A 24,460-nucleotide genomic window follows, 5' to 3' on the forward strand; every position below is an offset into this window, starting at 1 on the left:
ATTATAAGGCTTCTCTTCATCACAGCAAAAATAACCAAATAAAAAACGCCCCGAACACAAGGTTCAGAGCGTTTTACTATTTATAACAAAATGCTATTACAATCTATTGCAGGTTGTTAAAAGCATCACCATCGTACGTGGTGTAATTTACTTTCAAGGCATTAACCTTTCTAAGCTCTTGCTTGATATCTGAAATAAGACCCATATTAGCATCTTTGTCTACCTTTAAAGCAGTCGTTAATACATTTTGCAATTCTTGAGCCTTCTTAGCTCTTTCTTGTAAAATATAATCACCAACTGAAGATGGATCGGCAAACTTATCGTTCAACTGAATTTTCGGTTCATTACCAAATTGAGAAGAGTACTGAGAAGTAGGCGCCCCAACATAGATATAGATTACCCTATCTTTCTTTTCAAGCTTCTTAATTTCACTCGCATTTGGTAGTGTATTCTCAACCTTGAGCGAGCTATCTTTCATTACCGTAACCGTCATAAAGAAGAATAACAGCATGAATACAATGTCCGGAAGCGAAGCTGTATTTACAGCTGGCAACCCTGCATCTTTTTTCTTTGCAAACTTTGACATAAAATCTAGTTTTATTTGATTACGTTAATTTGTTGAACTTGTCTCAGCTTCCGAAAGCTTTTGAGGAAATAGGTCTTGAATACGTTTGACTTTTTCTTTCAAATCATCCTTTCTACTTGCGTCAGTTTCAGGATTGAGATATTCCGATTCCATATCGGTAAAATCCCTATTGAACAAACGTTGCGCTTCACGATTACGTAAATCGTTATAAGCACCTACCAATTCATTCTGAACCGTGATATAGGTACTGTACTTGGTTTCCCTATCATTTTTCAGAGATATAATAGCCTTTGTAGGATTATCTGAAGACTCGGCATTTTTTTGACCTTTACAATAGGTACAAGTACCATCGCCTCCATTGTCCAAGAAACCAATCGCTCTTTCTCTAAGGTCTTTAATCTCTATCAAACCATCTTCGACCAATAGTTGACCATTTTTGTTGATACTTACCTCAAAAATATTCTTTTGCTTAATAACAACATCATTTTCAGGCGGCTCAATCGGTGGTAACATACGATCTAAACCTGCATCAGTTTCGATGGTTGTTGTAACCAAGAAAAATATTAGTAGCAAGAATGCTATATCTGCCATTGATCCGGCGTTGACCTCTGCTGGCCCTCCTCTTCTAGACATAATTCAGTTCTTTATTTATTTAGTCATTTTTCTCACACCACCCCATAACATAGCTCCAACAGCTATAAGAGTAAGTATGAAGAACACATTGATTCCTGCTCCGATTTGTTTTACAGTGCTTTCATCAGTAGTTATACCTCTATCGGCCATTTCTTCAATGCTAACATCGGTACCATCAGCCATTACAAAACCAATACCTACGACCAAAAGGAAGCCCACAATCACGAACAAACTCTTTTTGAGATTCGCCGGATTGGAAAAAAGGTTTTTCAATGCAAAAACAAGACTGAAAACAATAGCTATACCCAATAGAATATAGGTTATCAAAAACATGGTATTAAGTGCACCACTACTGGCAGCCTGTGCAACCGGCATTTCTGATTCAGGTAACATGAACCAAAGAACGGCACCTATCAAACCAATAACTACAAGTGCAATTTTTATAATTTTATGCATAATTCTTAGGGTTTAAAAAGGTGTGCGACTTATTTTTTGTGGTCAACCAACATATCTATCAATACGATAGAAGAATCTTCCATGTCGTTAACTATGCTGTCAATTTTAGCAATGATGTAGTTATAGAAGATTTGGAGGATAATCGCAGTAATAAGACCAAATACCGTGGTCAATAATGCCACCTGAATATCACCTGCAATAAGAGATGCACTCAAATTACCCACTGCACTAATTTTCTGGAAGGCCTGAATCATACCGATTACAGTACCCATGAAACCAAGCATCGGTGCTATTGCGATAAATAGAGACAACCAAGATACATTCTTCTCCAACTGACCCATTTGAACGCCACCGTAAGCCACAACAGCTTTCTCGGCAGAATCAATACTTTCGCCAGACCTATCCAATCCTTGATAATAGATAGAAGCAACTGGGCCTTTTGTATTTCTACAAACCTCTTTTGCAGCTTCAACACCACCAGAAGCCAAAGCATCTTCCACTTGTTGTCTTAATTTAGTTGTATTGGTAGTAGCCATATTTAAATAGATGATTCTCTCGATAGCTACAGCCAAACCTAGAATCAAACACAATAGTACAATACCCATAAAGCTGGCACCACCTTGTATAAACATTTCTTTCAATACCTGGGTGAAACCTTTTTCTGCCTCAGCGGGTGCGTCTTGCAACATAGTCGCGGCAGTCGCCATAGCATTAACTGTATTTGTGCTCAATACAAACAACCCGCCCATGGCTAGGATAGAGGATAATTTTTTCATTTTTTCAAACTTAGATTAGTTATTTAATAGGGTTAAAGATAAAAAAAAATCGTAACAAAAAAAGTAAAACTTCAATGCCCGCAAGTTACTCTCGGCTAGGTACCCACGATGTTTGACCGTCTATTTTGTCGACAAAAACATCATTTGAAACCAAAATCAAAAGACAACTTTTGACATATAGAAACTAAACTTACAAATATTTCCAATCTAATATTAATTATACCGGAAAATCTTTTTTGTACTCGCAGAGAGGAAGGGATTCGAACCCTCGATACACTTTTGGTGTATACACACTTTCCAGGCGTGCGCCTTCGACCACTCGGCCACCTCTCTAAATCTTAATCGCCCCGCATCTTCATTTCATCAAGACGAGAACAGGCTCACCTTTTTAAGGGTGGGCCAAATAACAAAAAAAATATTAGTTGATGAAATTAAACCACCATTTTTATTGCATTTCGCCCCGTAAAGAAGTTTCAAAAACTGTTTTAAACAATTTTGGTGAAATATTACATCCTAAGAGATACATCAGCTTGGTAATGGCGGCCTCGGTAGTTATATCTTTACCATTGATAATATTAAGTCTTTCCAAATGCTTACTGGTCTCATACCTCCCCATTACAACACTACCACCAGAACACTGGGTTACGTTTATAATATGAATACCTTTATCTAAAGCTTCTTGCAATAAATTCATCAACCAAGACTCGGTCGGTGCGTTGCCGGAACCGTACGTCTCCAATATAAACCCTTTCAATTCAGATGTATTTAGAACACTGCGCAGTAAAGACTCATTTATACCTGGAAACAACTTTAAAATGGCCACGTTACCGTCCATATTTTTGTGCACCTTAAACTTCTTTTTTGATGGGGTACGCCAAACATTTTCTTCAAACACCCTTAAATGCACTCCTGACTCAACCAATGGTGGGTAATTTAAAGAAGCAAAGGCTTGAAAATGCTCCGCATTTATTTTGGTCGTTCGGTTTGCGCGATACAATTTGTACTCAAAATAAAGACCGACCTCTTGAATTACCGGAATTGCATTTTCTTGTAAAGCGGCAATCTGAACCGAGGTAATCAGGTTTTCTTTTGCATCGGTACGCAAATCGCCAATAGGCAATTGCGACCCCGTAAAAATTACGGGCTTACCCAGATTCTCAAGCATAAAACTAAGTGCGGAAGCCGTATAACTCATCGTGTCGCTACCATGCAGCACTACAAAACCATCATAGGAATTGTAATTACTTTCGATCAATTCGGCAATACTGACCCAGTGCCCGGTATTCATGTTGGAAGAATCAATAGGAATTTTAAAAGAAATACTATCTATGGCACAATCTAATTGTTTCAGCTCAGGGATTCTTTTTAACAATTCACTAAAATCAAAGGCTTTTAAGGCTCCGGATTTGTAATCTTTTACCATACCGATGGTACCGCCCGTATAAATAAGCAAAATGTTCGTTTTATTTTTCATTTCTAAAGCCTACAATTAAATTCCGAAAATCTGTTTAGAATTCTCGGTGGTTATTCTTGCAATCACTTTCTCATCCATACGATAAACTTCAGACAAACGTTGCAAAATATTAACCAGATAAGCACTTTCGTTTCGCTTGCCTCGATACGGGGTCGGAGCCAAATAAGGCGAATCGGTTTCAAGCACAATATTTTCAATCGGCACCTGATTTAAAAACCTATCTATTTTACCATTCTTAAAAGTTACCACCCCACCAATACCTAGCTTCATATTATAGGACATAGCCTTTTTAGCTTGCTCCAATGTTCCAGTGAAACAATGAAAAATACCGAAAAGTCCTTCTCCCTTTTCCCTTTCCAAAACCTCAAAAACCTCATCGAATGCATCTCTACAATGAATAACAATGGGCAGATTATATTTTTTCGCCAATTGAATTTGAAAACGAAAAGCCTCTTGCTGTTCCTTTAAAAAGCTCTTATCCCAATACAGATCGATCCCTATCTCACCAACAGCATAAAATTTTCGCTTTGCAAGCATCTCTTCAACATGTTGCAACTCATTTAGATAATTTTCTTTGACATGGGTGGGATGCAGACCCATCATTAGAAAAATACGTTCAGGATTATTGGTCTCGAGCTCGAGCATAGCCTTGGTATACGTGGAATCGATTGCTGGTATAAAAAACCTTTCGATTCCCTCAGCCACGGCGCGCTCAATTACCAACTGCCTATCTTCATCAAACGCTTCACTATATAAATGGGTATGGGTATCAGTTAAAATCATGCGGCAAAAATAACCTTAACTTCTAGGATATCGAAACTAAAGACCAACAATCAAAAACTATAGATTTACAAACTGGTTTACCTATCTTTACTTTTCCTTACAATCTCCACAAATAACCACTCACCACCTCAACGACTAACACAAATCAGACAAAAACCCATGTCATCCCTTAAAACATTTTTATACAAAAAGAAGTATCATCGAATTCCCCTAACTGCCACAGAAACCGATCACTTTGAAGTTGGCGCAAAAATTAATGGGATTAGTGGCAGGTTTATTTTAGATACCGGAGCTTCGAACACCTGTATAGGCTTCGATAAGGCAGAACAGTTCAAACTCATCTCGGAAGAATCTGAAATCAAAGCAGCTGGAGCTGGCGGCACGAACCTGGAAACACTTATTTCTTTAAAAAACAAAATTGAAATAGGAGACTGGAAAAAGAAAAAAATCAAAATCGTTCTGTTTGATTTAGTGCACGTAAATGAGGCGCTTGTCGCGCACAACGTCTCACCTGTTGATGGTATTATCGGCGCAGATATTCTTAAAAAATCTAAAGCCATTATAGATTATGATAAATCGTGCATTTACCTAAAAAAATAAAGACTTCATTAAAAGAGTTACACAGAAATTGGAGCATAAAAAACCCTGAAATTCAAAAATTTCAGGGTTTTTTCTTCTTTACGAAAAGAACTAAAGCTCCAAAGCTCTTTCAACATTACCGTTCATCAATAGCTCTTCAGGACTTTCCAAGGCTTCTTTAATGGCAACCAAGAACCCAACTGATTCTTTACCATCGATAATTCTATGGTCATATGAAAGTGCTACATACATAATCGGTGCAATTGCAATTGCCCCATCACGTACAATAGGTCTTTCGACAATATTATGCATACCTAAAATCGCACTTTGTGGCGGATTTATGATCGGTGTCGACAACATGGAACCAAACACACCACCATTGGTGATGGTGAATGTACCTCCAGTCATTTCATCAACGGTAATTTCACCTTCTCTAGCACGAATGGCCAAACGTTTTACTTCAGATTCAACACCTCTGAAACTAAGATTCTCTGCATTTCGAATAACAGGTACCATAAGCCCCTTCGGACCGGATACCGCAATACTGATATCACAGAAATCGTAAGAAATCATTTCTTTACCATCGATCATTGAATTCACCGAAGGATATTCTTTAAGCGCCTTCACCACAGCTAAAGTGAAAAACGACATAAAACCGAGACCTACCCCGTGTTTCGACTTAAAGTCTTCCTTATATTTTTTTCGTAATTCGAAAATCGGCGTCATATCGACCTCATTGAAAGTGGTCAACATTGCCGTTTCGTTTTTCACGGAAACCAGACGCTCAGCGACCTTTCTTCTTAACATCGATAATTTTGAACGACTTTCCCCACGACCTGCATTACCGGGCGTACCCATAGAAGGCACTGCTTTCACCGCATCCTCTTTAGTAATTCGGCCATCTTTGCCCGTTCCTTTTACAGAAGAAGTCTCAATACCCTTTTCACTTAAGATTTTCTTAGCTGCAGGAGAAGCTACACCTGAAGCATAAGTTTCTTTAGCCTGATTCGGCTGAGGGGCCTTTGCATTATTATCATCCGAAGCTTTGGCCTCCTCTTTTTTCAAATCTTTTTCAGCATTTCCATCTCCGCCTTCATCACCACTTCCCATGGTTGATTCGGCACCGTCACTAGCGCCATCTGGCTTAGCTCCTTCAGTGTCTATCAAACAAACCACTTCACCAACTGCAACTGCATCACCCACCTCTGCTTTCAAGGTAATCACTCCGCTTTCTTCAGCTGGGAGCTCTAGGGTAGCTTTATCTGAATCTACCTCGGCTATGGCTTGGTCTTTTTCTACATAATCTCCATCTTCGACCAACCACTCCGCTATTTCCACTTCGGTAATTGACTCTCCCGGGGACGGAACCTTCATTTCTAATATCATGCTTTACTTATTTGCTGTTTTATTTTACTTTTTAAAATATTCTAGCCCTTTTCCCCTGCCTTTTGTGGCTTCGGTATGGGTTTAGACATGTTATCCTTTTCTTTATCGAATACATAATCAATAACCTGCTGATGCCTCATTTTTGAACGTACGGCACTACCTGCAGCAGGGGAAGCGTAAAATCTTCTCGAGGCTACGCGAAATTTTTGAGATTCTGAAAAATGCATCATCATATGGCTCCAGGCCCCCATGTTTCTTGGCTCTTCTTGAGCCCAAACAATATCATCTGCATTCTCATATTTATTTATCAGCCCACTCATTTGTTCTGCCGGCACAGGAAACAACTGTTCCACACGCACAAGTGCCACATCATCTCGAGAGTGTTCTTCTTTAGCAGCCAAGAGATCATAGTAAAACTTACCGGTGCAAAAAACCAGGCTTTTCACCTTTTTCACATCGGCCGTCTCATCATCGATAACCTCTTTAAAAACTCCATCGACCAACTCAGACACCGAAGAAACCGCTTTCGGGTGTCTCAATAAACTCTTCGGAGTGAAGATAATCAACGGCTTTCTAAAGTTAACTTTCATCTGCCTGCGAAGAATATGAAACATTTGAGCAGGAGTCGTTACATCGGCGATATACATATTGTCACGGGCGCACAACTGCAAGTATCTTTCCATTCTAGCGGAAGAATGCTCGGCCCCCTGACCTTCATAACCATGAGGAAGCAGCATTACCAAACCATTCTGCAACTTCCATTTGTCTTCAGCAGCAGAGATGTACTGATCGATCATGATTTGAGCACCGTTGCTAAAATCACCGAATTGAGCTTCCCAGATTGTGAGCGTATTAGGGCTTGCCATGGCATAACCATAATCAAAACCTACCACCCCGTACTCCGAAAGAAGTGAGTTATATATTTGAAAACGACCTTGGTCGTCTGAAATTCGATTAAGGAGCAGCACTTCTTCTTCACTCTCTTCGACCTTCATTACCGCATGCCTATGGGAAAACGTACCCCGCTCAACATCTTGACCCGACATACGAACTCCGTACCCTTCAGATAGCAAAGTACCATAAGCCAATAATTCTCCCATGGCCCAATCAAGCTTGTCGGTTTCAAAAAACATTTTCTTCCTGTCCCTTACCAGCTTTTCAACTTTTCTCAAAAACTTTTTGTCCGAGGGCAATTCTGTAATAACCTTTGCTATTTCGGTAAGTTTCTTTTTATCATAGGTCGTATCGACCTTATCCATCATTTCCCACTCTCGCACATTCGAAAAACCTTTCCACTCATCAGCCATAAATGGCGTAATTTCGGTTTTGTCTTCTTTACGTGAGTCGACCAACTCTTCTTCCAGAGAAGCCTTATACTCCTCTTCAAGCTTTTTTACATAACCTTCTTCTATCACCCCTTCTTGCAGCAACTTTTCTGCATAGATATCCCTAGGGTTAGAATGCTTCGCTATAGCCTTATACAACTTAGGTTGCGTAAATCTTGGCTCATCACCTTCATTATGACCATATTTTCTATATCCCAATAAATCAAGGAAAACATCACGGTTAAATCTCATGCGATATTCCAAGGCAAACAATGATGCATGTACTACAGCCTCAGCGTCATCTGCGTTAACATGCAAGACGGGGCTCAAAGTCACTTTTCCTACATCTGTACAATAGGTTGACGTTCTCGCATCAAGATAGTTTGTAGTAAAACCGATTTGATTATTAACAACAATATGAATCGTACCATTTGTTTTATAGCCATCAAGCGCGGCCATCTGAACCACTTCATAAACCAGACCTTGGCCAGCTATCGCCGCATCACCATGAACCACAATAGGCAATACCTTTGAAAAATCTTCTGGAAAATGCGTATCTTGTTTGGCTCTGGCTATACCTTCAACTACTGCACCAACCGTCTCTAAATGCGAAGGATTTGGTGCAATATTCATTTTTATTCTTTTACCATTATCGGTTTTTCTCTCAGAGGTCCAACCTAAATGGTATTTAACATCACCATCAAAAATCTCTTGCTCGTAGTCTTTACCATCGAATTCGCTGAAAATATCTTTAGCGGCCTTACCAAAAATATTTGTGAGCACATTTAACCTGCCCCTATGCGCCATTCCCATAACGAACTGCTCAACGCCAAGTTCGGCGGCGCGTTCGACAACAGCATCTAAAGCAGGAATCAAAGATTCATTACCTTCTAAAGAAAACCGCTTTTGCCCAACATATTTGGTATGCAAAAAGCCCTCAAAAGATACGGCCTGATTTAATTTTCTTAGAATGCGTTTTTTATGTTCTACATCGAATTTCGGGTGATTGTCATTTACGTTCAACCACTTTTGAATCCATTCGATACGTTCCGGCTTACGTATGTACATATACTCCACCCCAATGGCATCGCAATAGATACGTTGTAGGTGCTCAATGATATCTTTCAAAGAACTTGCACCAATTCCGATGATTTCACCTGCATTGAAAACAGTCTCTAAATCACCCTGCTCCAAGCCAAAATTTTCGATTTCAAGTGTTGGAACATATTTTCTACGCTCACGAACCGGGTTAGTCTTAGTAAACAAATGGCCCCGGCTTCTATAGCCGTCAATAAGACGTATGACCTGAAACTCCTTTTGCAACGATTGAGGTATCTCTACCCCTTGGCCGGTTTGAGAAGCAGAACCGTTCGCCAATTCATCGACATCAATTTCATCGAGGGCGAGTTCCGACCCAAAGTCATACCCTTGGAAAAAGGCTCGCCAACTCGGCTCTATGCTATCTGGGGATTTAAGGTATTTGTCGTATAGGTCCGCAAAAAAAGTAGTATGAGCGGCATTTAGAAAGGAATACTTATCCATAAAAGGTTATCTGTCGTACAAATAAAATTAAAACTCGTCCTCAATTTTCCGATTCAAGCTATTTTGACAAAATTAGAAATCGACCATTCGCCCTTATTTCTTTTACGAAATTGACTGAAAGTCTTGATTCATGGGAAATTGTCAAAATCTCGGCCATCAAGAAAACCAAAGATAAGTTCATACAAAAATACAATATTTCAGAAATCTGAGAGATATCTGAGCCTGCAATAATCAAAAATTAAAGATAACACTCAAAAAAGCGATTCAATGTTTAAAACGTAAAAATTTTGACCGAGAAGAATAATCGACCAAAACTATCTTCACGTTCATATCTTGACCGTTACCCGCTGTATTTTTTCTTAAACCAAACCTTCTGCATTTCTCGAATGAGCACTAAGAAAGATACCTGCTCGGCCACCTCGACCACATCTGTGACCTGTATTTTCTTAAACTCCCTTTCGGGTACATCTATCACATAGAGCAAATTTAAATACTCAGAAAAGCGCTCCATTATTAAAAAGTAGATTTTCTCACGAAGAGAACCGATCAAGGTATTCGGCATTACCGAATCCGGAATATCAATATGTATATTGGCCAGTCCAAAATCTTTGCGGATTTGAAAGACCAATTTATCGTATAGAAAATTTTCTTGGGCGTTCTGAAGTAGTGATGCACTATCTGGAAAATTCATTACCATACCTTATTTACGGCTCAAAGACTTATTTTAGTCGACTACCCTAATTTATTATTTAAGACAGATTGCGTTATAATCTATCTATTAGGATTGCGAACGAATCTTTTGCTCCCAATCCCAAGCTGATTTCATGGCCTCATCAAGACTGTACTGCGCTTTCCACCCAAGCACTTCGTTCGCTTTTGTAGTATCTGCGTATGCCTCGGTAATATCACCTGCCCTCCGATCCACAATCTTATAGTTCAACTTTTCACCGGAAACGTTCTCGAAACTATGTATCACTTCCAACACAGAACTTCCTTTGCCCGTACCTAAATTGAATACTTCATAGTTCTCTGAATTCTTTCTTTCTAGCAGGCGCTGCAAAGCCTGAACATGAGCTTTAGCCAAGTCTACAACATAAATATAATCTCGCACACAAGTACCGTCAGATGTAGGGTAATCATCACCAAAAACCGATAGTTCTTGACGAAGACCGACCCCTGTCTGGGTTATAAAAGGTACTAAATTTTGAGGAACACCAATAGGGAGCTCGCCAATTTCAGCACTGGGGTGTGCCCCCATGGGGTTAAAATACCTCAGCGCTATGGCATTTAATCCATCAGTAACCTTACAGGTTTCCCTAATTATCTCTTCCCCTATTTGTTTCGTATTACCGTATGGAGATTCAGCAGGTTTTACCGGGGCATCTTCTGTAATGGGCATTTTATCAGCCTGACCATAAACGGTACATGAAGAGCTAAAAATAAAATTGGAATTGTCTTTATTTGAGAGCTCCTTTAAAAGATAGACCAATGTAGCGATATTGTTTTCGTAATAAAGCAAAGGCTTTTCTACACTCTCACCTACAGCTTTCGAGGCCGCAAAATGAATTACGCCTTGAATATCATCATGTCGCTTAAAAAAATCGGAAACACTCTCTTTTTCTTTAAGGTCAATTTTCTCAAAAATCGGTGTCTTACCGCTAATTGCCGTAATGCCTTTTAAGACCTCTTCCGACGAATTCGAACAATCATCGATTATCACTACTTCAAAGCCCTCATTTTGTAATTCGACCACAGTATGTGAACCAATAAAACCCAATCCACCGGTAACAAGTATTTTCATATTCTTAAACGTGTATATTCAATTTAAAATGCAACTCTTAATTATTAATTGCAGTCAGTATTATTCGGCAACGAATTCTATAACGGCACGAGTTATATAATCAATCTGCTCGTCATCAAGCTCGGTATGCATAGGCAGTGAAATCACCTCTTTCACCAATTGATTGGTTACCGTAAAATCATCTTCATTATACCTTTCGTCGGCATAGGCCTTTTGACTGTGCAATGGAATCGGATAATATATTCCGAACGGAATCTGCCTTTCTGCCAAGTGCTTTGCAAGCGCATCTCTTTTTCCATTAGTTATACGTAATGTATATTGATGAAACACATGATCATCATAAGAATCACCAGAGCCATTATTGGATATTACCTTTGGCACTTTAATGCTTTCAACCGCCTTAAAGGCAGCAGAATACTTGCGAGCATCTTCCCTTCTTCTGGCACAATATTGGTCTAACTTGGGCAGCTTAGCTCTCAAAACAGCGGCCTGAATCGAATCGAGTCTTGAATTTACCCCGACAACATCATGGTGATATCTTTCATACATACCATGATTAACAATTCCACGTAAAATATGTGCAAGCCCATCATCATTTGTGAAAATTGCACCCCCATCACCATAGGCTCCTAAATTTTTAGACGGAAAAAAAGAGGTAGCACCTACGTGGCCGATTGTACCTGCCTTTTGGGTTTTTCCGTTTTTAAAAGTATAATCGGCACCAATAGCCTGAGCATTATCTTCTATTACGAAAAGGTTATGTTTCTCGGCCAAAGACATAATTGCATCCATATTGGCGCACTGACCAAAAAGATGAACCGGCACAATGGCCTTGGTCTTGGGCGTAATTGATTTCTCAATGGCGGCCACGTCTATATTGAAAGTATCAGGACATACATCTACCAAAACCGGAGTTAGTTGCAAAAGGGCTATTACCTCAACTGTCGCAGCAAATGTAAAATCAGCCGTAATCACCTCATCACCAGGCTTTAAACCCAAGCCCATCATTGCTATCTGTAGGGCATCGGTGCCATTGGCACAAGGTATCACGTGCTTTACTCCCAGATAGTTTTCAAGTTCTTCACGAAACGATTGTACTTCCGGTCCGTTTATAAAGGCAGAAGTCTCAAGAATTTGAGAAATAGCGGTATTCACTTGATCTTTTACCCCTTCATATTGGCCACTCAAGTCGACCATTTGAATTTTTTTCATGTATATCTATAATAAATACTCAAGCAAAAATACGAAACGGAGACTTAACATATTCTCTAAAGAACCGTAATTTAGCCCAAAACAAACGCACGTGTATTTCATCTATAATTTGATTGTCAAGATTTCGTGGTTCATTCTAAGAATCGTGGCGGTGTTCAATTCAAAAATCAAATTGTTCGTAGAAGGAAGAAAAGAATCTTTCAACATCATAGAAAGGAAAATCAGTAAAATCGAGAAAACGATTTGGGTGCATGCTGCCTCATTGGGCGAGTTCGAACAAGGCCTCCCGATTATTGAAAAACTAAAAGAAAAGTATGCGGATTGCAAAATCGTAGTCACCTTCTTTTCCCCATCAGGGTACGAGGTCAAAAAAAACACCCCAATTGCTGATGTCGTCTGCTACCTTCCTATAGATACTCGTAGAAATGCTCGAGAATTTATACAAAAGATAAATCCGAAAATTGCAATCTTCATTAAATATGAAATATGGCCCAACTACCTGAAAGCCTTAGCCGACCAAAATATACCGGCACTACTGGTATCTGCCATATTCAATAAGGATCAAATCTATTTTAAATGGTATGGTTCATTTATGCGAAACGCCTTAAAAAGATTTTCACATTATTTTGTTCAAGATTCAAAATCGGAGTCATTGCTAGAGTCGATCAAAATTCAAAATGTTTCCATAAGTGGCGATACACGATTAGACCGGGTATCAAAAATACTTGACCAAGACAACTCTTTAGATTTTATGGAAAGCTTTAAAAGCAACAAGCTTTGTTTTATTGCAGGTAGCACTTGGCCCGAAGATGAAGAGATACTGATCGATTATATCAACAATACACCGAAAAACCTGAAATATGTATTGGCACCACACACCATCAAGAAAGATAAGATTTTAGGTTTGGCCGGGTCATTAACAAAAAAGACGGTTCTTTATTCAAATAGAGCGGAACGAGACCTTAATGATTTTGATGTTCTAATCATTGACCATATTGGCCTTTTGACCAAAATTTATAGCTACGCCGATATCGCTTACGTAGGTGGCGGTTTCGCAACAGGGTTGCACAATACACTCGAACCAGCTGTGTTCGGCATACCTGTAATAATAGGGCCCAATTACAAAGGCTTTAACGAAGCAGAAGACCTCGTTGCACAAAAAGGCATTTTACCTATTCACGATAAATGGTCTTTTAGTGAACTTATGAAAAAATTGATCAAAAATGAAGATTCACGACATCGAACGGGAAGCATAAATTCAATCTATATATCGAAGAATAGAGGAGCGACCGATAGAATTACGAATTATATTGAAAACAACTTTCAATAAATTTTCGGGACCCAGATTATCAAATTGATAATTTCGTATGGCTTATTTTTGCTAGATTTACCTCCACCAACAAAACTTAAATATGAATTCCAAGCTTTTCAAAATTTCCCTTACCGCAGCATTGTCCGGGTTTCTATTCGGGTTTGATACCGTAGTTATCAGCGGCGCCAACCTACCTATTAAAGAACTTTGGAACACCTCCCCTTGGTTTCACGGTACTTTTATAATGTCTATGGCCCTTTGGGGAACGGTTATTGGCTCTTTATTCGGAGGTATACCTTGCGATAAGTTCGGTAGAAAAAAAACCCTTTTCTGGATCGGTATTTTATATGCAGCTTCAGCTTTTGGTTCGGCTATTGCACCCGACCCCTATCTATTTTCGTTCTTTCGCTTTATTGGAGGATTAGGAGTAGGCGCTTCTTCGGTTGCGGCCCCTATCTATATTTCTGAGATATCCTCCCCAAATAACCGAGGTAAACTTGGGGCGCTTTATCAATTCAATCTGGTTCTAGGTATTTTGATCGCTTTTATTTCCAACTTTTTATTGAAAGGGTTTGACGGAGCTAATGATTGGAGATGGATGCTTGGGGTAGAAGCAATTCCTGCATTGGCCTATACGCTAATGGTCATTAAAATTCCGAACAGCCCGAGATGGTTAGCCCTCAAAAAAAACGATTTTGATGGTGCCCTGAACACTTTACGGTTACTCCTTACCGAAGAAGAGGCAAAGTCAAAACTTGAAGAAATTAAAACCCAGAACCCTAAGACCGAAAAATCGGAAGGCCTATTTTCCGGGCGTTATAAAACTCCTTTGATTTTAGCTTTCTTGATTGCTTTTTTCAATCAACTTTCTGGTATCAACTTTGTACTCTATTATGCTCCCGAAATCTTGGAAAGAGCAGGTTTAGCCGCCCAAGAATCGCTCTTCAGCTCCATATCCATCGGAATAGTAAACTTGATATTCACCTTTGTCGGCGTTTGGCTGATAGACAGACTTGGAAGGAAGCAGTTGATGAAAATTGGTTCTATGGGATACATTATAAGCTTGAGCATGGTCGGATGGTGCTTCTACAGTGGTGCCGATTCCGCCTTATTATTAACTTTTATATTAATATTCATCGCCTCACATGCGGTAGGTCAAGGAGCCGTAATATGGGTTTTTATTTCGGAGATATTCCCAAATAAAGTTAGGGCATTCGGCCAATCATGGGGCACGGGCACACACTGGGTATTCGCGGCCTTAATAACACTGATCACCCCAATATTTTTAGATGCGGATAATGGTATTTTCAAAGATAACCCTTGGCCGATTTTCATATTCTTTGCCGGCATGATGATGCTACAACTACTTTTCGTACTGTTTATGATGCCCGAAACCAAAGGGGTATCTCTTGAAGAATTGAGCAAGAGCCTAAGTAAAAAATAGGCACATTAGGCATTTTCTAAGAGCGAACCAGCAAATAACTACCTAAAATTCAGTTTTGTACATATATTTTTCTTAATTTTAAGTAAACGTTAAGAAAATGGAACAAGAACTTCCCATCGGTGTTAAAATGCTCAATTTATTTCTTCGAATAATGGTTTGGTGTTTGGTACTAATTTTAGCGGCCGTACCCGTAGCCCTAATTCTAGATGTAATCGGCTTTTTTGATTAACTTAATTCTACATTAATTTTTTTTTATAAAAAAGCCCTTTTAAAAGGGCTTTCTTTTTTGATATCAAATAATCACTGAAATTTTAATCTGCTTTAAAAATTTTAACTCACTTTTTAAATCCAGCTTTGTAACATTTACGTTAAATGCTTCGTACAAGTCTTAACTAATTATCCTTTATTAGGAAATTTCATACCCGAATGATTCAAGTAATTAGAGAAAAGCAAGAATGGAAGAGATGTATTAAATCTTTTCCTCATCATGACTTTTACCATACTTTTAGTTACCATGAGCTCTCTAAGAAAGAGGGTGAAGAACCCATTTTATTATCATATGAAGACGCTAACGGTTTATTGGCACTACCCTTAATGCTAAGAACCATTAAAGGAACCTCATATAACGATGCCACTTCTGTATATGGCTATGCCGGCCCCTTGGTCTATAAATTTAAATCAGGGTACGATAATTCAAAATTCAAAATAGAATTTCAGAAGTTTCTCAAGGAACAGAACATTATCTCTATATTCTCAAGATTACATCCCTTTATAGAATATCAAGAAAATGCTTTAAAAGGGTTGGGAGATATCACCAACCCGGGGTCTATTGTCAATATAGATTTAACCCAATCACTTGACCAACAAAGACAGGCTTATGGCAGTAGACTAAAGACCTACCTTAATAAAGCCAGAAAGACCTGCAGTGTTTACAAGGGTACCACTGCCGACGATATTCAAGAGTTTATATCTATTTATCATGAAAATATGAACCGCGTACATGCCAATGAGAGTTACTTCTTTGACGAGCGCTATTTTTATCGATTGCTCTTGAGTTCTGAATACGAAACCGAGCTGCTGCTATGTAAATTGAATGAAACGAACGAGGTCATTGCCGGTGCGATTTTCATCCTTACAGATGACATCGTACAATATCATTTATCAGGAGTGAAAACAGAATTTCTAGACCTTGGGGGCATTAAACTCGTTATAGATGAGATGCGGCTAAGAGCGAATGAAGGGGACTTTAAATTTTTTAATCTTGGAGGGGGAAGAGCCAATCAACAAGATTCTCTCTTTGCTTTTAAATCCGGCTTTTCGAAAAACGTAGTTCCTTTTAAACTTTGGAAATATATCGTTGACCAAGAGATTTACGACAAATTAATAGAGCAAGAACTAAAAAGATTACGGAGTTCTATGACCGACGAAGAACTTGAATTCTTTCCTGCATATAGAAACATACATAAAAAAAGTTCATAATCAAATGGTTGAAGAAAATCCATTTTTATCAGGTGAATTTACAAGTATTTGGAAAAAACACTTTTATCAAGATAAAAAAATCATAACGCCGAATTTCATATCACCCATATCGTTCATAAACCATCCCGTACTTCCCTTAAAACAAAATGTGGGGAGCACACTAACCAAGGGAATGAGCTATCAAATCAACGATGATGAGACCGATAATATTAATGATACTTTTTTAATTTATGATGTTCCGACTTATTTTAATACACAATCGGCGATTACCGATAAATTAGGGCATCTTACAAGCAAACAATATCCTGGCTATTTAGTTGAATTGCACACTTTTGCCAATTTTCAAGATTATATGCAAAAGACGTTTAGTAAAAGTAGTCGGTATAAACTCAACAAATATAAAAAACGACTTGAAGAGTGCTTTGATATAACATACAGAATGTATGGGAGCGAGACATCCAAATCAGAGTATGAAACTCTTTTCGCTAGCTTCAAAACTTTATTACAAAAGAGATTTGATGACAAGGAAGTTTATAATAACAACTTGGATACAGCAGAATGGAATTTCTACAAAGAAGTCGCATACCCTTTACTTTTAGTGAGAAAGGCCGCACTATTCGTGGTTTACGATGAAGAAAAGCCCATTGGCATAACATTGAATTATTTTTCCGATGATATCATTTTTGATGCCATAACAGTGTTCGATATCGACTACACCAAATTTCATCTAGGCTCAGTGACCATAATGAAGTTGATAGAATGGGGCATTGAGCATCAATACAAGATTCTTGATTTCTCTAAAGGTCATTTTGAATACAAGACCCGGTGGGCAACAAACAAATATGATTTTGAATATCATATTTATTACAATAAAAAATCTATACTGTCTAGTGCAACTGCCAAAACAATAAAATTTTATTTTGATTTTAAACAGAGCCTGCGAGAAAAAAATCTGAATGAGAAGTTGCACAAATTCAATTACGGCCTTAAAAATCAAAAGAAAGAAAGACACTCTCAGCTTAGCTATTCATTCACGGAAGTGCATAATCAAATTGCGATTGAGAAACTCCAACCTATTTTTCTAAAGAGCGCAGAATATGAACATTTACAGAAAATCGCTTTTGAATTTTTGTACTTAAATAACGAGCGCATGAAAAATCTTAAAATCTATCGTTCCCATCAAAGTGAAATAGATTATTTGTTTGTCGGTGATCAAAAACTAAAAGGCGTTAAGTTACATTGACCATAAATCACATTAAAAACTCCAGCATTGCTCTTTAACTCAATAGAATTTCTGATTTTTCTACCGCTGGTATTCATTTTGTATTGGACAGTTTTTAAGAGAAATCTAAAAGTCCAGAACATTTTGATTATCGTAGCCAGCTATATATTTTATGGTTGGTGGGATTGGCGTTTCCTTATACTAATCATCTTAAGTACTTTGGTCGATTTTTACGTTGGGCAGAAAATCTATAAAAACTTAGGGCAAAAAAAGGCTAGGTATTGGCTTTGGGCAAGCATGGCCTTTAATTTAAGCCTATTAGGTTTTTTTAAATACTTCAACTTTTTTGTTGATTCTTTTATTGACATGTGGTCGTTATTTGGCTACAATATGAAAAGTACTTGGACACTTAGGGTAATTCTACCTGTAGGTATTTCCTTTTACACCTTTCAAACCATGTCCTACTCCTTTGACGTTTACTATAAAAAACTAAAACCCACTAAAGACCTAGTCGCTTTTACCGCATTCGTTGCATTCTTTCCTCAGTTGGTCGCTGGACCCATCGAAAGAGCATCAAATTTACTTCATCAAATTTCGACCAAAAGGGTATTCAGTTATGAACAAGCTTCGAGCGGTATCAAACTTATACTCTGGGGTTTTTTTAAGAAACTGGTCATAGCCGATGCGCTGGCACCTATTGTTGACGATATTTTCCAGAATTATAATGATTATTCTGCCTCAACCCTAATATTAGGGGTCTGTCTATTTAGTTTTCAGGTCTATGGTGATTTTAGCGGTTATACTGATATTGCCTTAGGAACCGCGAAACTTATGGGCGTAGAGCTTATGTCAAATTTTAAGTTCCCGAATTTCTCCCGTAATGTAGCCGAATATTGGCAGCGCTGGCACATTTCGTTATCAACTTGGTTTAGGCATTATCTATATATTCCGTTAGGTGGTAACCGAGTTGGAAAACTATTATCAATTAGAAACATTATAATCATTTTTGTGGTTAGCGGTTTTTGGCATGGTGCCAATTGGACATTTATATTTTGGGGCGGTCTTCATGCCCTATTTTACATACCCATATTTCTAATGGGCAGAAACCGAATTTATTCCGATAATATTATCGCAGAAAACAGTTGGTTCCCATCTTTGAAGGAAATTGGTCAAGTAGCGCTAACATTTATTCTGGTTACATTCTCTAGAATTTTCTTTAGGTCTCCTACACTGAACGATTCATTTGCCTATATTGATAGAATTGTTTCAGATTTCAGTTATTCGCCCTACGTTCACCCCATGGGTTATAGAATGATAGATTTTTATCTACTTATAGGTTTATTCACCTTTTACGAGTACATCATACGAAAAGATGAAAGAAATCCATTCAAATTCAAATCAAGATATATTAGGTTTTGTATCTATTCCATCCTTATTCTATTGATGCTATTATTCTATGATGATGGAGTCAACAGATCGTTCATATATTTTCAATTCTAGTTATGAAGAAATTTATATTGAAAAGTTTACTTTATGTTTTCCTCATACTTTTGGCTTTAGAAGGTTTGGTAAGGGTATTGCATTTGTACACAGAAGATCCGCCGAGATATATTGATGAGTATGGTGTAGAAAAACGTGTGCCCGGTAGTACAGGTTATTCTGTAACAGGAAATAGAAATCAAAATTTATCAAAATTTAGAATTAATAAAGATGGCTTTAATTCTAAAAATGAATTCAATCCAACAGAAAAGGGCTACGAAGTGGCTCTAATCGGCGATTCTTTTATCGAAGGCTTTCATCAAGATTATCATATATCTACAGGTGAGAAAATCGAAGAAAGAACGAATCATATAAGAGTATATGAATACGGTTACGCCGGTTACGATCTTGCCAATCAAATGCATTTGATAAATGCTTACAAAGACCAATTCTCGCTTATAGACAAGATAATTATTTACCTCAATTACGAAAGCGATCTTTCAAGAGGGGAATATAGGCCTAATCACGATAGAATCAGAATGTTGAACTCTACCATTTTCAAGATAAGAGATAACATTAAGCTTCTGGCATACGGTTCAAAAATTGGCGTACTTGAATCCTTTAAAAGATTAGCACAGGGCAAAGCATTTAATGAACCTAAAAAAGGTTATCAGGAAAACGATGTTAAACTATCGCAAGAAGAAATAAACAACCAAGACAGAAATCGGCTCGATAACTTTAAAAACCTTATCTCGTTATATGGCTTTGATAAAAACAAGACAGCTATTCTCTTAGACTCAAGAAAAACAAGTGAAAACTTTCTGAAGTATTGTAAAAACGAAAGTATTGAGGTAATAGATTTTGCCCCTGCCTTTAAGGCCTCCACAAAATCCACTACCTTGATCTATGACCACCATTGGAACGAACATGGCAGGAATCTAATAGCCGACACCGTGGCAAACTACCTAAAAAATAACCGTGCAGATTGAATCAAAATATCGGTTTTTCTTTGATCTTTTCATGAAAGGTGAGGTTTCACCGTTTTTTGAGAATCAAGTTCACAACCAGATTACCGACAAGCCTTTGTTCAATGGCGAAGAGCAAGTCACTAACCTTGGGAACATTAATTTCTCTATAGTTTGGGATGTTCCGGAGTATTTATCGCTAACCCTGAAAAAAGTCGTTAATAAAATAAGTGTCAAGAAAATTAGACAATACAAAGGTTTTTTATTAGACCTTTCAGCTTGTGCCAATGTTGACCAATATCTTTCGACGCAACTTAGTTCTAGAAATCGAAAAAAACTACGTTCAAAAAAGAGAAAGTTAGAGGTAGAACATGAAATTCGCTATTCCTTTTACTACGGAAATATTGAAAAGGAGTTATACGATTTACTTTTCTCAGAATTTCGACTCTTACTCGAAAGAAGGTTTGATGAAAAAAAAGTCTATAACAACAACTTAAACAGCTGGAACTATTACTACGAATTGGTATACCCCTTAATCTTAGAAAAAAAGGCATCGATGTTCGCAATTTATGATGGAGACCGACCAATTACCATCTCGCTACATTTTCATTTGACCGATACCGTATTCAGCTATATTCAGACATACGATATACAGTATTCTCAGTATAATATGGGTGATATAAGTATGTTTAAAAGGTTGGAATATTTTATGTCTGAAGGATGTAAAGTAGTCGATTTATCAATGGGCGAAACGGACTATAAGATGAAATGGTGCAACAATCACTACTCTATTTACTTTTATATATTTTACAACCATAGGTCACTTAAGTCGAGTTTAAAAGCCATAACCGAAGCTAAAAAATTGCAATTAAAACAGTTCTTGAGAGATAAAGACATTTTGGGCAAAATGATTCGTTTAGATAAACTAAAATATCGATTCCGTGAATTGACCAACAAAACGACCCCGTCTGAGCCATGAACCATTTTAAATACGTAAACAAAAAAGCCCTTTAAGAGTTCTTAAAGGGCCAAATGATTTATTTATAAAATTTAAAGTTTAGGCTCCCAACCTGCTGCGTACTCACGTTTCCACCAGTCTTTCATTACTTTTTCGTTATTCAAGACTTTACCGGTGACATTGTCTACCTTAATAGTTTCACCTGCATCTTGAGCCATATTGCCCAAATGGCAAAGCATGGTAGAGATACTCGCATCCTTAATATCAGAATTCAAAGATTTGTCCTCGCGAATGGCTGCGAAAAAGTTGCTTACATGGTTCACATCTAAAACACCTTCTCCACGTGTATTGGTTCCTGTACTTTGATTACCATCTTCTTTAACTTCTTTTATTTGATTACCATCCAAATCATACAGCTGATAACCTCCACGGCTAAGGGTAATAATTCCTTTGCTACCGTAAATACTTATACCCCTACCGGGCTGGTTGGGCAATATTTTTCCTCTACTGTGCCCTGTCCAAGTAATAAACTTATCATCTCCAAACTTATAAGTCACTTGCTGATTATCGACAAATTCCCAATCGTCATCAAATGTATATTTACCCCCATAAGACGTAACACTATCAGGTAAGTCTACCCCGAGCGCCCATCTACAGATATCAATTTCGTGAGTACCGTTATTATGCACCTCACCTGTACCCCAGTTTCTGAACCAATGCCAGTTGTATGGGTGTATATTATCTCTAAAATCTTCACGAACTGCAGGGCCTTGCCACATTTCCCAGTCCAAGGTAGAAGGAACCGCTACTTTCTTTCCAGTACCTATCGAGCCACGGTTATTCGAATAATAGGCTTCTCCCTTATAAACATCACCGATAATTCCTTCTCCAATTTCTTTTACCGCAAGAGCAGAGCTTTTTGCAGAACGTTGTTGATTACCCATTTGAACTTTCTTGCCGTACTTTTTCTGTGCTTCAACCAGCAATGTATTCTCATAGGGGTTATGACTACAAGGCTTTTCTACATACACATGCTTACCGGCCTGCAAAGCCATTATCGCCATAGGTGCGTGCCAATGTTCGGGAGTAGCGATAAAAACCGCGTCTACTTTTTTATCTTCAAGAACCTTTCTAAAATCTTTTTCGACTTTGGGTATATAACCGATATTTTCTTGACACCATGTATTATGCTCTTCAATTATTTGATCATCTACATCACAACTATATATAATTTTGGCATTGGCATCGTTATGAATAGCCTTTATATGGGCCTTGGCCCTACTTCTCACGCCGATAATAGCACAATTAATTTTATCGTTTGCCCCTAAAACACGGGCATAACTATTTACCGACATGGCATTAATGCTGCCCGAAAAGGCAACACCTGCGGCACCTACCGAAGCCTTTTTAATAAAGTTTCTTCTGTTTGAACTCATTTTCTTTAGTTTAGTTTAAGTTTGATAAATTTTTCGGCTTGCAGCTCACTCTCCAAAACACCCTAAAAACAAGAACGGATTTAGATTTGCTTACTGCATAAGCTTACTTTTCTTCACTGAAGTCTCTAATTTTAATGTTTCTAAAAGAAACGAGATCACCGTGATCTTGCAATAATATATGACCCTTATCGCCTTCTCCAAAATTAGGCCATTTAGTGTACTTGCTCTCGGAAACCAACTTTTTGTAGTTATCACTTTTTCGTTCATACTCCAGAACTTTTACCCCGTTCAGCCAATGCTCTACATGATTATCTTTCGAAATAATATGGGCCGTGTTCCATTCGCCAATGGGGTTGATAGGCTTGTTCTCATCAGCTTTAATCAAATCGTATAGTGAAGCTACGGTACGGCTACCTTCATGGTTTCCGAGTTTGGCATCTGGATGCCTCTCATCATCTAGGATTTGGTACTCTAAACCTATCGAAGAGCCAGGGCCTTTATTAATATCGGTATTGACAAAATATTTAATGCCACTATTCGCACCTTCGGTAAGCTTGAAATCGACGGTAAGTTCAAAATTGCCATACAAATCTTTGGTAACGATATCTCCGCCGGCCGCCGATTCTTCACCACCGGAAGAAAGCACGCTCAATATACCATCTTCGATTTTCCAACCTTTATCTGGAAATTCATCCAATTTTGCTCCACGCCAGCCATCGGTGGTTTCGCCATCCCATAACAATTTCCAACCATTTTCTTTTTCTGCTTTGGTCAACGTATTTTTGGTAACGATAGGCTTAACAGGTGTAGATTTGTTGTATTTCGAAAGACTATCTGTCAAGATTTTGATATTACGCCACATAATTTCAGTGCCTTCTTTATTTTCCTTCGGAATACTATGCACTTGAAGGCCAATAAAACCACTAGATGTTTTATCATCGATAAGGTGGGCTGCTGGTACCCCATTGATCCATGTTTGCAATGTATCGCCAATCGCCTCTATTCGATAGTGATTCCAATCGTTCTGCTTAAATGCCTTTTGCGCATCAGGGTTTTCAGGCAATGGATTCAACCAACCTCGTCTGGCTTCATCGTAAATACCCGCACTCCATGCTCGGTCAGACGGATCAATTTCTATTTGATACCCATGCACTCTACCATCTTTGTAATGTGGCAAACTATTACTTCTAATTTGAATACCCGAATTCATGGTAGAATCTACTTTGTATTCAAGTTCTAATATAAAATCATCATACATTTTATCTGAGGTCATAAATGAGTTTGGCGTACCATGAACCGTACTACCTACTATCATACCATCACGCACCTCATAATTCGCTTCACCTCCTTTTTGCGACCAACCTTTCAAAGTTGTACCGTCAAAAATCTCAACCCACGGGGTATCGTCTTTTTCTGTTTCACCACAAGCACCTATTAAAATCAGGGCCAGCAAGGCTAGACCATTCATAAGTTTAGGCCTCATAAATTCAATAATCTTCATATTTCTTATTGGTTTTTTTGGATTTTGCCTCAAGATATGAATTTTTACAAAGCTTTTAAGCAGCTCATCATTTTTTCGAAAATTGTGACATTTAAAATATAAAAACGAAAA

At 38.1% G+C, this 24,460-nt stretch carries 22 protein-coding genes and 1 tRNA gene; 9 read left to right on the forward strand and 14 right to left on the reverse strand.

Annotated elements, in window-relative coordinates; all coding sequences use genetic code 11:
- Positions 1–103: 103 nt before the first annotated feature.
- The 7 genes from IV512_RS14680 to IV512_RS14710 all read right to left on the reverse strand — a co-directional run bounded on the left by IV512_RS14680 (position 104) and on the right by IV512_RS14710 (position 4,708).
- Positions 104–586 carry a biopolymer transporter ExbD gene (locus IV512_RS14680; RefSeq protein ID WP_209404668.1) on the reverse strand — a complete coding sequence of 161 codons (483 nt, stop codon included), beginning with the start codon at positions 584–586 and terminating at the stop codon, positions 104–106.
- Positions 587–610: 24 nt separating this feature from the next.
- On the reverse strand, positions 611–1,219 hold the full coding sequence (locus tag IV512_RS14685; protein ID WP_100869719.1) for a biopolymer transporter ExbD: 609 nt from the start codon (positions 1,217–1,219) through the stop codon (positions 611–613).
- A gap of 15 nt (positions 1,220–1,234) precedes the next feature.
- Positions 1,235–1,675: a hypothetical protein gene (locus IV512_RS14690; RefSeq protein WP_209404670.1), complete on the reverse strand. Its 441-nt coding sequence runs from the start codon at positions 1,673–1,675 to the stop codon at positions 1,235–1,237.
- Positions 1,676–1,704: 29 nt separating this feature from the next.
- On the reverse strand, positions 1,705–2,451 hold the full coding sequence (locus IV512_RS14695; RefSeq protein WP_100869720.1) for a MotA/TolQ/ExbB proton channel family protein: 747 nt from the start codon (positions 2,449–2,451) through the stop codon (positions 1,705–1,707).
- A gap of 245 nt (positions 2,452–2,696) precedes the next feature.
- A tRNA-Ser gene (locus tag IV512_RS14700) sits at positions 2,697–2,784 on the reverse strand.
- A gap of 112 nt (positions 2,785–2,896) precedes the next feature.
- A complete protein-coding gene (locus IV512_RS14705) occupies positions 2,897–3,925 on the reverse strand; it encodes an asparaginase (RefSeq protein ID WP_209404672.1) in 1,029 nt (342 codons plus the stop codon).
- Positions 3,926–3,940: 15 nt separating this feature from the next.
- Positions 3,941–4,708, reverse strand: coding sequence for a TatD family hydrolase (locus tag IV512_RS14710; RefSeq protein WP_209404674.1), 768 nt, complete (start codon positions 4,706–4,708; stop codon positions 3,941–3,943).
- A 159-nt stretch (positions 4,709–4,867) separates the two neighbouring features.
- Here IV512_RS14710 and IV512_RS14715 point away from each other — a divergent pair, with 159 nt between their 5' ends.
- Positions 4,868–5,308 carry a TIGR02281 family clan AA aspartic protease gene (locus tag IV512_RS14715; RefSeq protein ID WP_209404676.1) on the forward strand — a complete coding sequence of 147 codons (441 nt, stop codon included), beginning with the start codon at positions 4,868–4,870 and terminating at the stop codon, positions 5,306–5,308.
- Between the two features lie 90 nt (positions 5,309–5,398).
- On the opposite strand, the gene odhB is transcribed toward IV512_RS14715, so the two are convergent.
- The 5 genes from odhB to IV512_RS14740 form a co-directional block, all read right to left on the reverse strand.
- Positions 5,399–6,673 carry a 2-oxoglutarate dehydrogenase complex dihydrolipoyllysine-residue succinyltransferase gene (gene odhB, locus IV512_RS14720; protein WP_209404678.1) on the reverse strand — a complete coding sequence of 425 codons (1,275 nt, stop codon included), beginning with the start codon at positions 6,671–6,673 and terminating at the stop codon, positions 5,399–5,401.
- 41 nt (positions 6,674–6,714) lie between these two features.
- A complete protein-coding gene (locus IV512_RS14725) occupies positions 6,715–9,540 on the reverse strand; it encodes a 2-oxoglutarate dehydrogenase E1 component (RefSeq protein ID WP_209404680.1) in 2,826 nt (941 codons plus the stop codon).
- 340 nt (positions 9,541–9,880) lie between these two features.
- Positions 9,881–10,231, reverse strand: a complete 351-nt coding sequence (locus tag IV512_RS14730; RefSeq protein WP_371743302.1) for a hypothetical protein — start codon at positions 10,229–10,231, stop codon at positions 9,881–9,883.
- 87 nt (positions 10,232–10,318) lie between these two features.
- Positions 10,319–11,341 carry a UDP-glucose 4-epimerase GalE gene (gene galE, locus IV512_RS14735; protein WP_209404684.1) on the reverse strand — a complete coding sequence of 341 codons (1,023 nt, stop codon included), beginning with the start codon at positions 11,339–11,341 and terminating at the stop codon, positions 10,319–10,321.
- Positions 11,342–11,401: 60 nt separating this feature from the next.
- Positions 11,402–12,553 (reverse strand): DegT/DnrJ/EryC1/StrS aminotransferase family protein, encoded by a 1,152-nt coding sequence (locus IV512_RS14740; RefSeq protein WP_209404686.1) that lies wholly within the window; start codon positions 12,551–12,553, stop codon positions 11,402–11,404.
- A 91-nt stretch (positions 12,554–12,644) separates the two neighbouring features.
- Here IV512_RS14740 and IV512_RS14745 point away from each other — a divergent pair, with 91 nt between their 5' ends.
- From IV512_RS14745 to IV512_RS14775, 8 genes are all read left to right on the forward strand, one after another.
- Positions 12,645–13,883: a glycosyltransferase N-terminal domain-containing protein gene (locus tag IV512_RS14745; protein ID WP_209404688.1), complete on the forward strand. Its 1,239-nt coding sequence runs from the start codon at positions 12,645–12,647 to the stop codon at positions 13,881–13,883.
- 82 nt (positions 13,884–13,965) lie between these two features.
- Entirely contained in the window at positions 13,966–15,309 is a 1,344-nt protein-coding gene (locus IV512_RS14750) for a sugar porter family MFS transporter (protein WP_209404690.1), read from the forward strand.
- A 97-nt stretch (positions 15,310–15,406) separates the two neighbouring features.
- On the forward strand, positions 15,407–15,538 hold the full coding sequence (locus tag IV512_RS19980; protein WP_256439323.1) for a hypothetical protein: 132 nt from the start codon (positions 15,407–15,409) through the stop codon (positions 15,536–15,538).
- Positions 15,539–15,735: 197 nt separating this feature from the next.
- Positions 15,736–16,788, forward strand: a complete 1,053-nt coding sequence (locus tag IV512_RS14755; RefSeq protein WP_209404692.1) for a peptidoglycan bridge formation glycyltransferase FemA/FemB family protein — start codon at positions 15,736–15,738, stop codon at positions 16,786–16,788.
- Positions 16,789–16,792: 4 nt separating this feature from the next.
- Entirely contained in the window at positions 16,793–18,031 is a 1,239-nt protein-coding gene (locus IV512_RS14760) for a GNAT family N-acetyltransferase (RefSeq protein WP_209404694.1), read from the forward strand.
- Positions 18,032–18,154: 123 nt separating this feature from the next.
- Complete coding sequence (locus IV512_RS14765) at positions 18,155–19,510, forward strand: MBOAT family protein (RefSeq protein WP_371743303.1); 1,356 nt, start codon at positions 18,155–18,157, stop codon at positions 19,508–19,510.
- A 2-nt stretch (positions 19,511–19,512) separates the two neighbouring features.
- Positions 19,513–20,478, forward strand: a complete 966-nt coding sequence (locus tag IV512_RS14770; protein WP_209404698.1) for a hypothetical protein — start codon at positions 19,513–19,515, stop codon at positions 20,476–20,478.
- Positions 20,468–21,433: a GNAT family N-acetyltransferase gene (locus tag IV512_RS14775; RefSeq protein WP_209404700.1), complete on the forward strand. Its 966-nt coding sequence runs from the start codon at positions 20,468–20,470 to the stop codon at positions 21,431–21,433. The genes IV512_RS14770 and IV512_RS14775 overlap by 11 nt, the downstream gene beginning before the upstream one ends.
- A 71-nt stretch (positions 21,434–21,504) precedes the next feature.
- On the opposite strand, the gene IV512_RS14780 is transcribed toward IV512_RS14775, so the two are convergent.
- Complete coding sequence (locus IV512_RS14780) at positions 21,505–22,848, reverse strand: Gfo/Idh/MocA family protein (RefSeq protein ID WP_209404702.1); 1,344 nt, start codon at positions 22,846–22,848, stop codon at positions 21,505–21,507.
- Positions 22,849–22,951: 103 nt separating this feature from the next.
- Positions 22,952–24,349 carry a DUF1080 domain-containing protein gene (locus IV512_RS14785; RefSeq protein ID WP_209404704.1) on the reverse strand — a complete coding sequence of 466 codons (1,398 nt, stop codon included), beginning with the start codon at positions 24,347–24,349 and terminating at the stop codon, positions 22,952–22,954.
- Positions 24,350–24,460 lie beyond the last annotated feature (111 nt).

Origin of the sequence: Pseudozobellia sp. WGM2, from assembly GCF_017810075.1 — a bacterium.
GTDB lineage: Bacteria > Bacteroidota > Bacteroidia > Flavobacteriales > Flavobacteriaceae > JADNYK01.

What these genes read in the sequence shown, in the direction of transcription:
- IV512_RS14705 (WP_209404672.1), bottom strand. Translation starts at nt 3,925, where the DNA reads ATGAAAAATAAAACGAACATTTTGCTTATTTATACGGGCGGTACCATC.
- IV512_RS14770 (WP_209404698.1), top strand. Translation starts at nt 19,513, where the DNA reads ATGAAGAAATTTATATTGAAAAGTTTACTTTATGTTTTCCTCATACTT.
- IV512_RS14695 (WP_100869720.1), bottom strand. Translation starts at nt 2,451, where the DNA reads ATGAAAAAATTATCCTCTATCCTAGCCATGGGCGGGTTGTTTGTATTG.
- odhB (WP_209404678.1), bottom strand. Translation starts at nt 6,673, where the DNA reads ATGATATTAGAAATGAAGGTTCCGTCCCCGGGAGAGTCAATTACCGAA.
- IV512_RS14755 (WP_209404692.1), top strand. Translation starts at nt 15,736, where the DNA reads ATGATTCAAGTAATTAGAGAAAAGCAAGAATGGAAGAGATGTATTAAA.
- IV512_RS14725 (WP_209404680.1), bottom strand. Translation starts at nt 9,540, where the DNA reads ATGGATAAGTATTCCTTTCTAAATGCCGCTCATACTACTTTTTTTGCG.
- IV512_RS14710 (WP_209404674.1), bottom strand. Translation starts at nt 4,708, where the DNA reads ATGATTTTAACTGATACCCATACCCATTTATATAGTGAAGCGTTTGAT.
- galE (WP_209404684.1), bottom strand. Translation starts at nt 11,341, where the DNA reads ATGAAAATACTTGTTACCGGTGGATTGGGTTTTATTGGTTCACATACT.
- IV512_RS14760 (WP_209404694.1), top strand. Translation starts at nt 16,793, where the DNA reads ATGGTTGAAGAAAATCCATTTTTATCAGGTGAATTTACAAGTATTTGG.
- IV512_RS14785 (WP_209404704.1), bottom strand. Translation starts at nt 24,349, where the DNA reads ATGAAGATTATTGAATTTATGAGGCCTAAACTTATGAATGGTCTAGCC.
- IV512_RS14715 (WP_209404676.1), top strand. Translation starts at nt 4,868, where the DNA reads ATGTCATCCCTTAAAACATTTTTATACAAAAAGAAGTATCATCGAATT.
- IV512_RS14740 (WP_209404686.1), bottom strand. Translation starts at nt 12,553, where the DNA reads ATGAAAAAAATTCAAATGGTCGACTTGAGTGGCCAATATGAAGGGGTA.
- IV512_RS14780 (WP_209404702.1), bottom strand. Translation starts at nt 22,848, where the DNA reads ATGAGTTCAAACAGAAGAAACTTTATTAAAAAGGCTTCGGTAGGTGCC.
- IV512_RS19980 (WP_256439323.1), top strand. Translation starts at nt 15,407, where the DNA reads ATGGAACAAGAACTTCCCATCGGTGTTAAAATGCTCAATTTATTTCTT.
- IV512_RS14730 (WP_371743302.1), bottom strand. Translation starts at nt 10,231, where the DNA reads ATGAATTTTCCAGATAGTGCATCACTACTTCAGAACGCCCAAGAAAAT.
- IV512_RS14750 (WP_209404690.1), top strand. Translation starts at nt 13,966, where the DNA reads ATGAATTCCAAGCTTTTCAAAATTTCCCTTACCGCAGCATTGTCCGGG.
- IV512_RS14680 (WP_209404668.1), bottom strand. Translation starts at nt 586, where the DNA reads ATGTCAAAGTTTGCAAAGAAAAAAGATGCAGGGTTGCCAGCTGTAAAT.
- IV512_RS14685 (WP_100869719.1), bottom strand. Translation starts at nt 1,219, where the DNA reads ATGTCTAGAAGAGGAGGGCCAGCAGAGGTCAACGCCGGATCAATGGCA.
- IV512_RS14690 (WP_209404670.1), bottom strand. Translation starts at nt 1,675, where the DNA reads ATGCATAAAATTATAAAAATTGCACTTGTAGTTATTGGTTTGATAGGT.